The 13,341-nt window shown below is 69.8% G+C and carries 12 protein-coding genes and 1 pseudogene; 6 read left to right on the plus strand and 7 right to left on the minus strand.

Annotated elements, in window-relative coordinates:
* Positions 1-62: 62 nt before the first annotated feature.
* The gene (locus VET29_RS29690; RefSeq protein ID WP_324926485.1) at positions 63-938 is read right to left on the minus strand and encodes a Ku protein; all 876 of its coding nucleotides are present in this window, start codon (positions 936-938) and stop codon (positions 63-65) included.
* 60 nt (positions 939-998) lie between these two features.
* Positions 999-1,310 (minus strand): hypothetical protein, encoded by a 312-nt coding sequence (locus VET29_RS29695; protein WP_414636654.1) that lies wholly within the window; start codon positions 1,308-1,310, stop codon positions 999-1,001.
* A gap of 330 nt (positions 1,311-1,640) precedes the next feature.
* Here VET29_RS29695 and VET29_RS29700 point away from each other — a divergent pair, with 330 nt between their 5' ends.
* The 5 genes from VET29_RS29700 to VET29_RS29720 all read left to right on the plus strand — a co-directional run bounded on the left by VET29_RS29700 (position 1,641) and on the right by VET29_RS29720 (position 7,584).
* A complete protein-coding gene (locus tag VET29_RS29700) occupies positions 1,641-2,660 on the plus strand; it encodes a LacI family DNA-binding transcriptional regulator (RefSeq protein WP_324926489.1) in 1,020 nt (339 codons plus the stop codon).
* A gap of 113 nt (positions 2,661-2,773) precedes the next feature.
* Positions 2,774-4,132 (plus strand): ABC transporter substrate-binding protein, encoded by a 1,359-nt coding sequence (locus VET29_RS29705; RefSeq protein ID WP_324926491.1) that lies wholly within the window; start codon positions 2,774-2,776, stop codon positions 4,130-4,132.
* 11 nt (positions 4,133-4,143) lie between these two features.
* Complete coding sequence (locus VET29_RS29710; protein ID WP_324926508.1) at positions 4,144-5,073, plus strand: sugar ABC transporter permease; 930 nt, start codon at positions 4,144-4,146, stop codon at positions 5,071-5,073.
* Complete coding sequence (locus VET29_RS29715) at positions 5,070-5,939, plus strand: carbohydrate ABC transporter permease (RefSeq protein ID WP_324926493.1); 870 nt, start codon at positions 5,070-5,072, stop codon at positions 5,937-5,939. The genes VET29_RS29710 and VET29_RS29715 overlap by 4 nt, the downstream gene beginning before the upstream one ends.
* Before the next feature lies 1 nt (position 5,940).
* Complete coding sequence (locus VET29_RS29720; RefSeq protein WP_324926495.1) at positions 5,941-7,584, plus strand: glycoside hydrolase family 13 protein; 1,644 nt, start codon at positions 5,941-5,943, stop codon at positions 7,582-7,584.
* Here the strand turns inward: VET29_RS29720 and VET29_RS29725 are convergent.
* Positions 7,554-8,237, minus strand: a complete 684-nt coding sequence (locus tag VET29_RS29725; protein WP_324926497.1) for an SDR family oxidoreductase — start codon at positions 8,235-8,237, stop codon at positions 7,554-7,556. The two genes, VET29_RS29720 and VET29_RS29725, sit on opposite strands and share 31 nt — an antisense overlap.
* 70 nt (positions 8,238-8,307) lie before the next feature.
* Between VET29_RS29725 and VET29_RS29730 the strand changes: the two genes are divergently transcribed.
* Positions 8,308-9,114 carry a LysR family transcriptional regulator gene (locus VET29_RS29730; RefSeq protein WP_324926499.1) on the plus strand — a complete coding sequence of 269 codons (807 nt, stop codon included), beginning with the start codon at positions 8,308-8,310 and terminating at the stop codon, positions 9,112-9,114.
* Positions 9,115-9,176: 62 nt separating this feature from the next.
* On the opposite strand, the gene gcl is transcribed toward VET29_RS29730, so the two are convergent.
* The 4 genes and pseudogenes from gcl to VET29_RS29750 all read right to left on the minus strand — a co-directional run.
* On the minus strand, positions 9,177-10,868 hold the full coding sequence (gcl, locus tag VET29_RS29735; RefSeq protein WP_324926501.1) for a glyoxylate carboligase: 1,692 nt from the start codon (positions 10,866-10,868) through the stop codon (positions 9,177-9,179).
* 428 nt (positions 10,869-11,296) lie between these two features.
* Positions 11,297-12,184: a 2-hydroxy-3-oxopropionate reductase gene (locus VET29_RS29740; RefSeq protein WP_324926504.1), complete on the minus strand. Its 888-nt coding sequence runs from the start codon at positions 12,182-12,184 to the stop codon at positions 11,297-11,299.
* A 55-nt stretch (positions 12,185-12,239) separates the two neighbouring features.
* On the minus strand, positions 12,240-13,013 hold the full coding sequence (locus VET29_RS29745; protein ID WP_324926506.1) for a hydroxypyruvate isomerase family protein: 774 nt from the start codon (positions 13,011-13,013) through the stop codon (positions 12,240-12,242).
* A gap of 9 nt (positions 13,014-13,022) precedes the next feature.
* Positions 13,023-13,341 (minus strand): annotated as a pseudogene (locus VET29_RS29750) (succinate--CoA ligase subunit alpha); the annotation flags it as partial.

Below are 13,341 nucleotides of genomic sequence, written 5' to 3' on the forward strand. Positions count from 1 at the left end.
CGCCCCCGGAGGACCCCGAACCCGGCGACCCCAGCCACCGACCACCAGCCCCACGCCGCCAATCAACGCTTGGCTCTGGCGCCCTTCCGCCTGGCAGCAGCCCTCGCCTTGGCCGAAGCAGCAGCCGCAGCGGCCTCCGCCGTGCGGGCGTCCTCGACCCGCTGCCGAGGCCTCCTCTTGCCGGCAACCGTCTCCCGCAGAGCCCCCAGCAGATCCGCGGCGCCATCCAACTGCGCGGAAGACGCCGGCTGCACCGTCTCGTTCCCGTCGATCTTCGCCTGGACCAGCGCCTGCAGCGCACTCCGGTAACTGTCCTCGTACCGCGACGGCGTGAACTTCTCGGACAGCGTCTCCACGAGATCGGTCGCCTCGTGCAGCTCGTGCTCGGAGATCGACACCTCCTGGTGCAGGAACGGGAAGTCCGGCGTACGGATCTCGTCCGGCCACAGCATCGTCTCCAGGACGATCACCTGGTCGCGTACCCGCAGCACCGCCAGCGACTCCCGCTGCCGCAGCGCGATCTTCACCACCGCGACCCGGCCGGACCGCTTCAGCGCCTCGGCCAGCAGCACGTACGACTTCACCCCGGAGGGCTCCGGCTCCAGGTGGTAGCTCCGCGCGAAGTAGATCGGGTCGATCTCCTCCACCTGGGCGAACGCCTGGACCTCCATGGCCCGTGACGTCGGCAGCGGCAGCTTCGCGAAGTCCTCCTCCGTCAGCACCACCGTCTCGCCGCCCGGCAGCACGTACCCGCGCGCCAGCTCCGCCAGCTCCACCTCGGCGCCGTCGACCTCGCACACCCTCCGGTGCCGCACCCGCCCGCCGTCGGCCACGTGCACATGGTGCAGGCCGGTCCCCTGCTCCTCGGTCGCCCCGTACGCCTTCACCGGGATACTCGCGAGACCCAGCCTGATCGTGCCGTTCCAGACGCTTCGCATAGACGAACCTCCCATTCGCGGACTTGTTCTATTCTACGCCGCAAATGTGGCTCTGACCAGCTAAAAGCTCGTTTCGTTAGCAACGGATTCGAACAGGTGTCCACCGGCGGCGAGAGCCTCCGCGGCATGGGAGGACGCCGCCGCGGCGGCACGGAGGACCTCGACGAGCGCGGCCCGTTCCTCGGAGACCGGACCGCGGGCGAGACGGGCCGCCAGGCCGGTGAGCGCGGCCGAGATGTGCTCCTGGCCGGCGACCAGATGGCCGACCGCCTCGGCCATGTCGGCGACGGGAAGCTCGGCGCCGGCGAGCGACTCCGCACACGCCGCGAGGTGCGCGGTCACGACAGTGGCCGGCAACACGGACTCCGCCAAACCGACCACCTCCCCGGCCGCATCCTGCCACCCCGATCAAGAGGAGGAGGGTAGGACACACCGCCAACAGCGGCCCCCGCGAGGGCCGCCTCGACGTCCCCTCGGGCGTGCGCGTTCGCCGGTCGCGGCCCGACACCACCCGCCGCCGCGGCCGGCACCACCGCCGCGGCAGGGCCACGACGGCGGCGCTCGCGTCGCCGACGCCCGCCACCGGGCCTGGAACCCCGCCCCGTCCTCCGACTCGGCACCCGGCCGCACATCCGCGTCCTTGTGATCGGTGTTACGCAAGTCAACGCAAGCACTTGCAAGACTTGTCGTAGACTTTCGTTCATGGCGCAACGACGGCTCTCTGAAGTAGCCAAGAAGGTGGGTGTCAGCGAGGCGACCGTCAGCCGGGTGCTCAACGGCAAGCCCGGTGTCTCGGAGGCGACCCGCCAGGCGGTCCTGACCGCCCTGGACGTCCTCGGCTACGAACGGCCGACACAACTTCGCGGCGAGCGGGCCCGGCTGGTCGGGCTCGTGCTGCCCGAGCTGCAGAACCCGATCTTCCCCGCCCTCGCCGACGTGGTCGGCAGCGCGCTCGCGCAGCAGGGCTTCACCCCCGTCCTCTGCACCTGCACCGGCGGCGTCGCCGAGCCGGACTACGTCGAGCTGCTGCTCGCGCAGCAGGTCTCCGGCGTCGTCTTCGCCGGTGGCAGCCATGCCGAGGAGGACGCCAGCCACGAGCACCACTACGAGCTGGTCCGCCGCAAGCTGCCGGTCGTGCTGGTCAACGCCTCGATCGACCTCGACTACCCGGTCGTCTCCTGTGACGACGCGGTGGCCGTCGAGCAGGCGTTCGGGCACCTCGTCGCGCTCGGCCACCAGCGGATCGGCATGGTGCTCGGCCCGCGCGACCACATCCCCTCACGCCGCAAGCTCGTCGCGTTCCGGCAGTGCGCGGCGCGGGTCGGGCTCGATGCCGACGAGCACACGATCGGCCACACCATGTTCTCTATCGAGGGTGGCCAGGCGGTCGGCACGCGACTCGTGCAGAACGGCATCACGGGCCTGATCTGCGCGAGCGACCTGCTGGCGCTCGGCGTCGTGCGCGCGGTGCGCAGGCTCGGCCTGTCCACGCCGGAGGACGTCTCGGTCATCGGCTACGACGACTCCGCGCTCATGACCTGCACCGACCCGCCCCTGACCACCGTCCGTCAGCCCATCGAGGCGATGGGCCGCGCCGCGGTCGAGCTGCTGGCCAACCTCATCGCCGGCAGCGAGGTCGCCAAGGAGGAACTGCTCTTCGAACCGGAGCTGGTGGTCCGCGCCTCGGCGGCCCCGGCACGCACCCGAGCCGCCATGACCTGACCATCACCTTTTTGCATCTATCTGTCGATCTCTTGCACCAGCCCGTCGGCCGGTTTTATTCTGCTGCTCATCTAATTTCCGAGCAGTCCCCGGCCGAAGGGGTGCTAAGCACGATGAAGTCCCGGACACTCGCCCTGTTACTGACCGCCGGCCTGGGCCTCGGCCTGGTCGCCTGCGGCGAGAGCAGTGACAGCGGCAGCTCGAACGGCAAGGTGGCGATCACGGTCACCGGTCAGCCACCCAAGACTCAGCCGTTCGAGCGCAAGATCTTCGACGCGGACGTCGCCGAGTTCGAGCGCACGCACAAGAACATCGACATCCAGCCGCACGAGGGGTTCATGGACCCCAAGACGTTCAACTCCAAGCTCGCCGGTGGCCAGTTGGAGGACGTCTACTACGTCTACCTGACCGACCCGGCCAACCTGATCGCCCGCCGGCAGGCCGCCGACATCACGAACTACGTCTCCGACGTCCCCCACTACGACGAGATCCAGCCCGCGCTCAAGGACATCTTCACCAAGGACGGCAAGGTCTACGGCCTGCCGACGGCGAACTACTCCATGGGCCTGCTCTACAACCGCAAGCTCTTCCAGCAGGCCGGGCTGGACCCGAACAGCCCGCCGAAGACCTGGCCGGAGGTCCGCGAGGCCGCCAAGAAGATCACCGCGCTCGGCAACAACACCGTCGGCTTCGCCGAGTACAGCAAGAACAACCAGGGTGGCTGGCACTTCACGACCTGGATGTACTCCGTGGGTGGCGACGTCGCGAAGCAGGACGGCGGCAAGTGGGTCGCGGACTTCAACAACAGCAAGGGCAAGGAGGTCGCCCAGGCCCTCCACGACATGCGCTGGACCGACAACACCATGGGCACCAAGCAGCTGCTGGTGATCGAGGACGTCCAGCGGATGATGGGCGCCGGCCAGCTCGGCATGTACCTCGCGGCGCCGGACAACGTGCCGGTGCTGGTCAACCAGTTCAAGGGGAACTACGCGGACTACGGCCTCGCGCCGCTGCCCGGCGGCAACGGCACCCTGATCGGCGGCGAGGGCTACATGATCAACCCGAAGGCCTCGCCGGAGAAGATCCGCGCCGGCCTGCAGTGGATCTCCTGGAAGTACCTGAACCCCGACCGCATGGACGCCGACCTCAAACGGTACGCCGACCAGAACCAGCCGATCGGCCTGCCCACCTCGCCGCCGGCCGGCTCCGCCGACATCTGGACCGGCTCGCTGCGTGACCAGCAGACGACGCTGCGGGAGAAGTACGCGACCATGCCGACCGAGAACTACAAGTCCTACGTGGACGGCCTGGCCGACATGGACAAGAAGATCGAGCCGCCGAACGCGCAACAGATCTACGCCGCGCTCGACAACGTGATGCAGGGCATCCTGACCAACGCCGACGCCAACATCGACCAGTTACTGTCCGACGCGGAGGGCAAGGTGAACTCCGCACTGGCACAGGTCAAGTGACCACGACAGCAGTGCGCGCGCCGGACGTCGAGAGGCGTCCGGCGCGGGCCCCGCGCCGCCCGGCCGAGCGGCTCCGGCGAAAGATCACCGAGAACCTGACCGCCTACGGGTTCCTGTGTGCCGCGCTGATCTGTTTCGCGCTGTTCTCCTGGTATCCCATCATCCGGGGCGTCCTGCTGAGCTTCCAGCAGGTCAACTTCGTGACGCCCGCGGAGTGGGTCGGCTGGCAGAACTTCGTGACGCTGTTCAACGACCCGCTGTTCGGCATCGCCTGGCGCAACACGCTCATCTTCACTGGGCTCGCGCTGGTGATCGGGTTCGCCATCCCGTTCGCGGTGGCCATCGTGCTGAACGAGCTGCGGCACGCGAAGGCGTACTTCCGCCTGGTCGTCTACATTCCGGTGATGCTGCCGCCGGTCGTGGTGGCGATCCTGTGGAAGTGGTTCTACGACCCGGGTCCCGGCCTGTTCAACAGCCTGCTCCACACGGTCGGCCTGCCGCCGCTGGCGTGGCTGAACTCGGCCGACACGTCGATGCTGTCGTTGGTCCTCGTCGCCACCTGGTCCGCCATGGGCTCGGCGACGCTGATCTACCTCGCGGCGCTGCAGACCATCCCCGGTGAGCTGTACGAGGCGGCCGAGCTGGACGGCGCGAACGTGTGGCAGCGCCTGCGCTACGTCACGATCCCGCAGACCAGGTTCGTGCTGCTGATCATGATGCTGCTGCAGATCGTGGCCACCATGCAGGTGTTCACCGAGCCGTACGTGATGACCGGCGGCGGTCCGGAGGACTCGACGGTCACCCTCCTGCTCCTCCTCTACCGCTACGCCTTCACCTACAACGACTTCGGCACCGCCAGCGCGCTCTCCCTGATGCTGTTCGTCGTGCTGGGCGCGTTCTCCGCGCTATACCTCCGGCTCACCAGAACGAGGGTCCAATGAGGACACTGATCTCACCGTGGACGCTGCGCACCAGGCGCGGGCGGACCGGCTACTGGCTGGTGTTCGCGCTGGTGATCGCGCTGTTCACGATCGCGTTCGTGGTGCCGCTCGTCTGGATGCTGCTCGGCGCCATGAAGACCGCGCCAGAGCTGGCCAGGAACCCGCCGACCCTGCTGCCGGAGCACTTCGACGCCGGCGCGTACACCGAGGCGTGGGACTTCATGGACCTCGCCAGGTACTTCAAGAACACGGTGATCGTCGCGGCCGGCGCCTGGCTGATCCAGCTCGCGGTGCAGGTGCCGGCGGCGTACGCGCTGTCGAAGCTGCGGCCGGTGCTGGGCAAATGGATCCTCGGGCTGATGCTGGCCACGCTGATGCTGCCGGCGTCCGCGCTGCTGGTGCCGACCTACCTCGCGATCACCGACGTGCCACTCGTCGAGGTGAACCTGGTCAACTCGCCGGCCGCGATCTGGCTGCCGGCGGCGGCGAACGCGTTCAACATCTACCTGCTGAAGCGGTTCTTCGACCAGATCCCGACGGATCTCCTCGACGCGGCCAGGATCGACGGCGCCGGCAGTGTGACGACCATGGTGCGCATCGTGCTGCCGCTGTCCAGGCCGATCCTCGCGGTGGTGTCGATCTTCTCGATCGTGGCGGCATGGAAGGACTTCATCTGGCCGCTCCTCGTGCTGCAGGACCCGGAGGTGCAGACGCTTTCCGTGGCGCTGCAGCGTTTCGAGCCGGACACGCCCATCAACCTGATGCTGGCCGGTCTGGTCATCGCAAGTGTGCCGATGGTCGTCGCGTTCCTGATCTTCCAACGGCAGATCCTCGCCGGCCTCACCGCCGGCAGTCTCAAGGGGTGAAATGAACAGCAAATCAGAGTGGTGGCGTGGCGCCGCGATCTACCAGGTCTACGTGCGGAGCTTCGCGGACGGTGACGGTGACGGCACGGGCGACCTCGCGGGTGTGCGGTCACGGCTGCCGTACCTGGCCGACCTCGGGATCGACGCGATCTGGTTCAACCCGTGGTACCCGTCGCCGCTGGACGACGGCGGCTACGACGTGTCCGACTACCGCGACATCGAGCCGGCGTTCGGCTCGCTCGCCGAGGCCGAGAAGCTGATCGAGGAGGCTCACAACCTGGGCATCAAGATCATCATCGACATCGTGCCGAACCACTGCTCGGACGAGCACCCCTGGTTCGCCGCCGCGGTGCGGGCCGGCCGCGGCTCCGCCGAGCGCCAGCGGTTCTGGTTCGCCGACGGCCGGGGCGACCACGGCGAGCTGCCGCCGAACAACTGGCAGTCCCGCTTCGGCGGCTCGGCGTGGACCCGGGTCAGCGAGCCCGACGGCACGCCCGGCCAGTGGTTCCTGCACCTGTACAGCTCCCGCCAGCCGGACCTGAACTGGACGAACCCGGCCGTGCACGCCGAGTTCGCCGACATCCTGCGGTTCTGGTTCAACCGGGGCGTCGACGGCTTCCGCATCGACGTGGCCGACGGCCTGGTCAAGCAGGACGGCCTGCCGGACGTCGGCGACCCGAACGGCCGCCTGCCGTACTCCGACCTCGACGGCGTGCACGAGATCTACCGGGAATGGCGCCGGATCGCCGACTCCTACGCGGACAAGCGGGTGTTCGTCGGCGAGATGTGGCTACCCGACCCGCTGCGGTTCGCCATGTACCTGCGCCCGGACGAGCTGCACTCGGCGTTCAACTTCGACTTCCTGTCCTGCCCGTGGGACGCAAAGCGGCTCCGCGAGGTCGTGGACGCGACGCTGGCCGCCCACGCGCCGGTGCACGCCCCGGCCACCTGGGTGCTGTCGAACCACGACGTGACCAGGCACGTGACCCGCTACGGCCGCGCCGACACGTCCTTCTCCTTCGCCGACCGGCAGCACCAGGCGCCGACCGACCTCGCGCTCGGCACCCGCCGCGCCCGCGCCGCCGCCCTGCTCGCCATGGCCCTGCCCGGCGGGGTGTACGTCTACCAGGGCGAGGAGCTCGGCCTGGCCGAGGTGGAGAACCTGCCGGACGAGGTCCGCCAGGACCCGGTGTTCAAGCGCACCAGGGGCGCCGACATCGGCCGCGACGGCTGCCGGGTGCCGGTGCCGTGGTCGGGCACCGCGGCGCCGTACGGCTTCAACACCACCGGCACGCCGCCGTGGCTCCCGCAGCCGGCGAACTGGGGGGCGTCCACAGTGGAGGCACAGACCGGCGACGAGGCGTCGATGCTGGAGCTGTACCGGAGCGCGCTGAGGCTGCGCCGAGCCGAGCCAGGACTCGGCGACGGCGAACTGAGCTGGCTCGACGGCCAGCCGGCCGGCGTGCTGGCGTTCTCCCGTGACGAGGGCTTCGCCTGCGTGGTCAACCTGTCCGGCACGCCGGCCGAACTACCCCCGCACGCCGAGGTGCTGCTGGCGAGCCGGGCGCTGGACGGGAACGAGCTCCCGCCGGACACCGCGGCCTGGCTGCGCACTCACCAGGCGACGACGCCCTCGTCGTCGTAGAAGGAGCCGGTCGGACCGTCGTCGCCCAGGGTCGCCATCTCCACCGCGATGCGCGCACCCTGGGCGGGCGTGCGGTACCCCGAGTGGTTGTTGAGGTCGGTGTCGCAGTAGCCGGGGCAGACGGCGTTGACCTTGACCGCGGTGTCCTTCAACGCCTTGGCGTACTGCAGGGTCACGGCGTTGAGCGCGGCCTTCGACGGCGGGTAGGCGACGCCGATCGGGCTCTCGTGGGCGAACATGCCCGTCAGCGACCCAACGGTGCTGGACACGTTGACGACCCGCGGGTGCGCCGACTCACGCAGCAGCGGCAGGAACGCGTCCGTCACGGTGATCACGCCGAACACGTTGGTCCCGAACGCCGTCCGGACCGCGTCGAGGTCGGCGCCGCCCGGGGACTGGCCCCGCCCGCCGACGACGCCGGCGTTGTTGACGAGCACGTCGAGGCGCTCGATGGAGGCGGCCGCCCGGCGCACCGACTCCGGGTCGGTCACGTCGAGCTGGACGAAACGGGCGCCGGTGTCGATGGCGGCCTTCTCCCCGCGCTCGACGTCCCTGGCCCCCAGGTACACGTCGACGCCCCTGGCGAGAAGCTGCTTCACGATCTCGAACCCGATGCCCTTGTTGGCCCCGGTCACCAGTGCTGTTGTGGTCATGTCCCCAGCCTGGTCGCGCGGGCGTCGCGACGTCCAAGACCGGCTGGGTCGGCAGGGATACCCTGAGGGTATGGATTCGCGGGAGCTTCGGTACTTCGTCGCGGTCGCCGAGGAGCTGAACTTCGGCCGGGCCGCGACCCGCCTCGGCATCGCCCAGCCGCCGCTGTCCCGCACGATCCAGCGGCTGGAACGCCGGATGGGCGTGACGCTCCTGGCGCGCACGAGCCGGTCGGTGACGCTCACCGACGCGGGCGAGGTGCTCCTGCACGAGGGCCGCAAGGCGCTGACGGCCCTCACCGCGGCCGAGCGCCGGGCACAGCGGGCGGGCAGCGAGCACCTGGTCCTGGCCACGAAGCCGAACACCGACGCCGGCCTGCTGGAGAAGATCCTCGCGAAGTACGGCATGGAGGTGGACCTCCACATCTGCGGGATCGGCGAGCAGTCCGTCATGCTCCGCGAGGGCCGGGCGGACGCCGCGCTGCTGCGGTTCCCCTACGACGACTCGGAGGGCTTCGCGTACGAGGAGCTGCTGACCGAGGGGTCCGTCGTGGTGCTCCCCCGCACCCACCGGCTGGCCGGCCGCCGCGCCGCGACCATGGCGGACCTGGCCGGCGAGCAGCTCCCGCACTGGCCGGGCTCCCCGGCGAACGGCGGGCCGCTCGTCCAGGACAGCGCCCAACTGCTGCAGCTGGTCGCCCTGGGCCGCACGGTCGCGGTCATGCCCGCGTCCACCGCCCAGTACCTCCACTCGGACCTGACCTGCGTCCCGCTGACCGACGGCCCGACGACCACCCTGGCCATCGCGTGGCCGGAGGACGCGCGGTCCCGCGCACTCGCCGCACTGGTCGAGGCGGCGGCGGCATGCGCGGCCGGCTAGCGCGGTGTCGGATCGGGCGCCTCCACCGGAGGAGCGGCCGGTGGAGGCGCCGGTGGTCCCGGTCAGTCCCCTGCCGGGGTCAGCTCCGGGACCGGCTCGAACTCCTTGATCTGGTCGAGTGACGGGCCCATCGCCGCGTTGGCCTCGCGCTCGACCATGATCTCGACGAGGACCGGGAGTGACAGGCGGTCGGACTCCGTGTCCGCCCACTCCAGCGCCGAGGAGATGTCGCCCGGCCGCTCGACGCGCCGCGCGGGGCAGCCGAACGCCGCCATGAGCTGCACGTGGTCGATGCCGCCCTCGCCGTAGTGCAGGTCCACCGCGTAGTTCATGTCGTAGGGCAGCTCCGCCTGGCGGATCAGCCCCAGGTACTCGTTGTTGACCATCACGATCACGAACGGGATCTGGTACTGCGCGGCGACCGCGATCTCCTCCATCAGGAACTGGAACGAGTAGTCACCCGCCACCGCGACGACCCGCCGCCGCGGGAACGCGCACTTCACGCCCATCGCCGCCGGGACCTCCCAGCCGAGCGGGCCGGCCTGGCCGCACACCAGGTACCGGCGCGGCAGGAACGTGTGCTGGAACTGCCCCGACCAGATCTGGTACAGCCCGATGGCGGTGACGAACGTCGTGTCCTCGCCGTAGTGCTCGTTGATCTCCCGGTACACCCGCGGCGGCTTGATCGGGACGTCGTCGAAGTCGTCCCGCCGCGCCAGCGACGAGCGCAGCGACGCGACCCGCGACGGCCACGAACTCCCGTGCGGCACCAGGGATCGCGCCGCGGACGCCAGCGCCGCGAGGGTCGGCCGGGCGTGCCCGACGATCCCGAGGTCCGGCTCGAACACCCTGCCGAGCTGCGTCGGCTCGATGTCCACGTGGATGAACTTGCGTGCCCCGCGGTACACCTCGAGGTCGCCGGTGTGCCGGTCCCCGAACCGCGCGCCGACCGCGAGGACCACGTCGCTCTCCAGGAACGCCTGGTTGCCCCAGCGCGTCTGCGTCTGGATGCCCGCCATGCCGGCGAACAACTCGTGGTTCTCGGGAAACGCGCCCTTGCCCATCAGCGTCACCTGCACCGGGACGTTCAGCGTCTCGGCGAGCTCACGAAGCTCGCCTGCCGCGTCCGCGATGATGACACCACCGCCGGCCAGGATCAGGGGCCGTTGCGCGCCCGCCAGCAGCTCGACCGCGGCGCGGACACGCCCGGGATGCGGCTGCGGGACTTCGACGGGCAAGGGCGCGTCGAGCTCTGGATCGTAGTTGCACAGTCCTCTTTGGACGTCCAGCGGCAGGTCGATCAACACCGGCCCCGGCCGGCCCGACCGGGCGATCCGGAACGCCTCCCGGAACACCCACGGCGCCTGCCCCGGCTCCTTCAGCTGCACGGCCCACTTGGTCACCGGCTTGGCGATCTCCACGATGTCGACCGCCTGGAACGCCTCCTGGTGCAGCTTCGCCCTCGGCGCCTGCCCGGTGAGGCAGATGAGCGGGACCGAGTCGGCGAGCGCGGTGTACAGGCCGGTGATCATGTTGGTGCCGGCAGGACCGGAGGTGCCGACGCACACTCCGACCTTGCCGGTGACTCGGGACCAGCCGTCCGCCGCGTGGGTGCCGCCTTCCTCGTGCCGCACGGTGATGTGCCTGATACCGCTGTTCCGCATCGCCGCGTACAGCGGCAGGATCGCGGCCCCTGGGATGCCGAACACGATGTCGACGCCCTCGGACTCCATCACCGCGACGGCGGCCTCCATGCACGGGATCATGACGCCCTCTCACCCGCCCTGCCCGACGCTATTTCCATGGCAACGAGCGAACCGTCCACTTTGCTCCCTGACCTCGTACGAAAGTCCCATTCGTGCGCACAGGCTCCTCGGGGTCCGGTCAGGCCGTGCGCTCCTTCCCGGCAACGAGCGAACCGTCCACTTTGCTCCCCGGCCCCGTACGAAAGTCCCATTCGTACGCACGGGCTCCGCAAGCACCCGGTAACGAGCGTGTCCGCACCAAGGTCCCATTCGTGCGCACAGCCACGCCGAACACCGCTCATGCCGCGCTCCCCTTCCCGAAAACGAACGTGCCCGCACCAAGGTCCCATCCGTGCGCACCCCAAGCACCGCTCATGCCGCGGCCTCCTTCCCGGAAACGGGTATGCAGGCACCAAACTCGAGCACACAACCACCGCTCATGCCGCGCTCCCCTTTCCGGCCAGGTTCTCCGCGACCTTGAGTAGCGCGGAATGGTCGAGCTGTCCGTAGCCCTGTGCCCTGGCGGACGCGATGAGCGCCGCCACCAGGTTGCCGACCGGCAGTGCCACCCCGGCGTCGCGGGCGGCGTCGAGGACGATCCCCATGTCCTTGTGGTGCAGGTCGATCCGGAAACCGGGCTGGAACTCCCGTGCCACCATGGTCCTGCGCTTCAGCTCCAGGATCCGGCTGCCGGCCAGGCCGCCGGCCAGTACGTCGAGTCCGACCGACGCGTCGAGGCCGGACGCCTCCAGCAGCACGATCGCCTCGGCCACCAGCGCGTACGTGCCGCCCACCACCAGCTGGTTGGCCGCCTTCACCGTCTGTCCGGATCCCGCCGGTCCGACGTGTACGGCCTTGCCCAGCGGCGCGAAGACCGCCTGCGCGGCCGCGAAGTTCTCCTCGCTGCCACCGACCATGATGGACAGCACGCCGTCGACCGCGCCCTTCTCGCCGCCCGAGACGGGGGCGTCCAGGACGCGGATCCCTCTGTCCGCACCGACTTCCGCCAGCTTGCGTGCGGTTGCCGGCCGGATGGAGCTCATGTCGATGTAGAGAGTGCCGGGCTTGGCACCGTCGAGCACTCCGCCCTCGCCGAGTGCGGCCGCCTCGACGTGTGAGTGGTTCGGCAGCATGGTGATGACGACGTCGGCCTCGGCGGCCGCCTGTCCCGCCGAGGACGCCACCCTGCCGCCGGTCGTGGAGAGCCGTTCCAACGCCTCGGGCACCAGGTCGAACCCGATGACCTCGAACCCCGCGTCGAGGAGGTTCGACGCCATCTGGCCACCCATGATGCCCAGGCCGACGAACCCGATGACGGCGCTCACGCCGCCCCCTCGATGGCTCGGTGCCGGTGGTTCGTTCCGTAAACTCCGCTCACGGTCAACGCATTGCCTCCAACCAGCCGAAACTCGCTTCGCTTGGCCCCACGGGCCGGTACTCCAGGCCGACCGGTCCCTGGTAGGGGCTGCCGGCCAGCTCACGCAGCAACGACGGGTAGTCGAGTTCGCCGGTACCCGGCTGCCCCCTTCCCGGCACGTCCGCGATCTGCACGTGCCCGAACCGGCCCGCGTGGTCGCGGATCAACGCGGACAGGTCCTCGCCCATCCGTCCGAGGTGGTAGAGGTCCGCGAGGAACGCGGTGCCGGGCACCTGGTCGAGCACCTGGAACGCCCGCGCGGACGACGTGATCGGGTACCGGGTGTTCTCGAACGAGTTGAGCGCCTCGACGACCACGGTGGCCCCGATCCCGCCGGCCGCCTTCGCCGCCAGGGCAAGGTTCTCCAGTGCCAGATCGGGGTCGGTGTCGTCGGTCGTGTTGCCGTACAGGGCGTTCAGGGTCCGGCAGCCGAGTCGGCCCGCGAACCCCGTGGTCACCTCGATGTTGTCCCGGAACCGCTGACTCGTGGCCTTCGACGAGAGCAGCCCCCGGTCCCCGGACGGCATGTGTCCCGCGTCGAAGTTGAGGCCCACCAACGCCACGCCGGCCTCGGTGATGGCGGCGGCGAGCCGGTCCAGCTCGGCGTCGGCGGGGGTCGGCCCGTCGAACGGCCACCACATCTCGACGGCGTCGAAGCCCGCGCGGGCGGCCGCCGCCGGCCGCTCCAGCAGCGGCAGCTCGGTGAACAGGATCGACAGGTTGACGTCGTAGTGCACGACCCCTCCTCAGGAGACCGTCTGGGCCAGGCTCGTCCTGGCCAGCTCGGCGGTTTCCGACGGAGTCTTGCCCACTTTCACCCCCGCCGCCTCCAGTGCTTCCTTCTTGGCGGCGGCCGTGCCCGAGGAGCCGGAGACGATGGCGCCGGCGTGGCCCATGGTCTTGCCCTCCGGCGCGGTGAAGCCTGCGACGTAGCCGACGACCGGCTTCGTGACGTGCTGCTGGATGTACGCCGCGGCCCGCTCCTCGGCATCGCCGCCGATCTCGCCGATCATGACGATCAACTCGGTCTGCGGGTCGGCCTCGAACGCGGCCAGCGCGTCGATG

The organism is Actinophytocola sp., assembly GCF_035634895.1.
Lineage (GTDB): Bacteria > Actinomycetota > Actinomycetes > Mycobacteriales > Pseudonocardiaceae > Actinophytocola.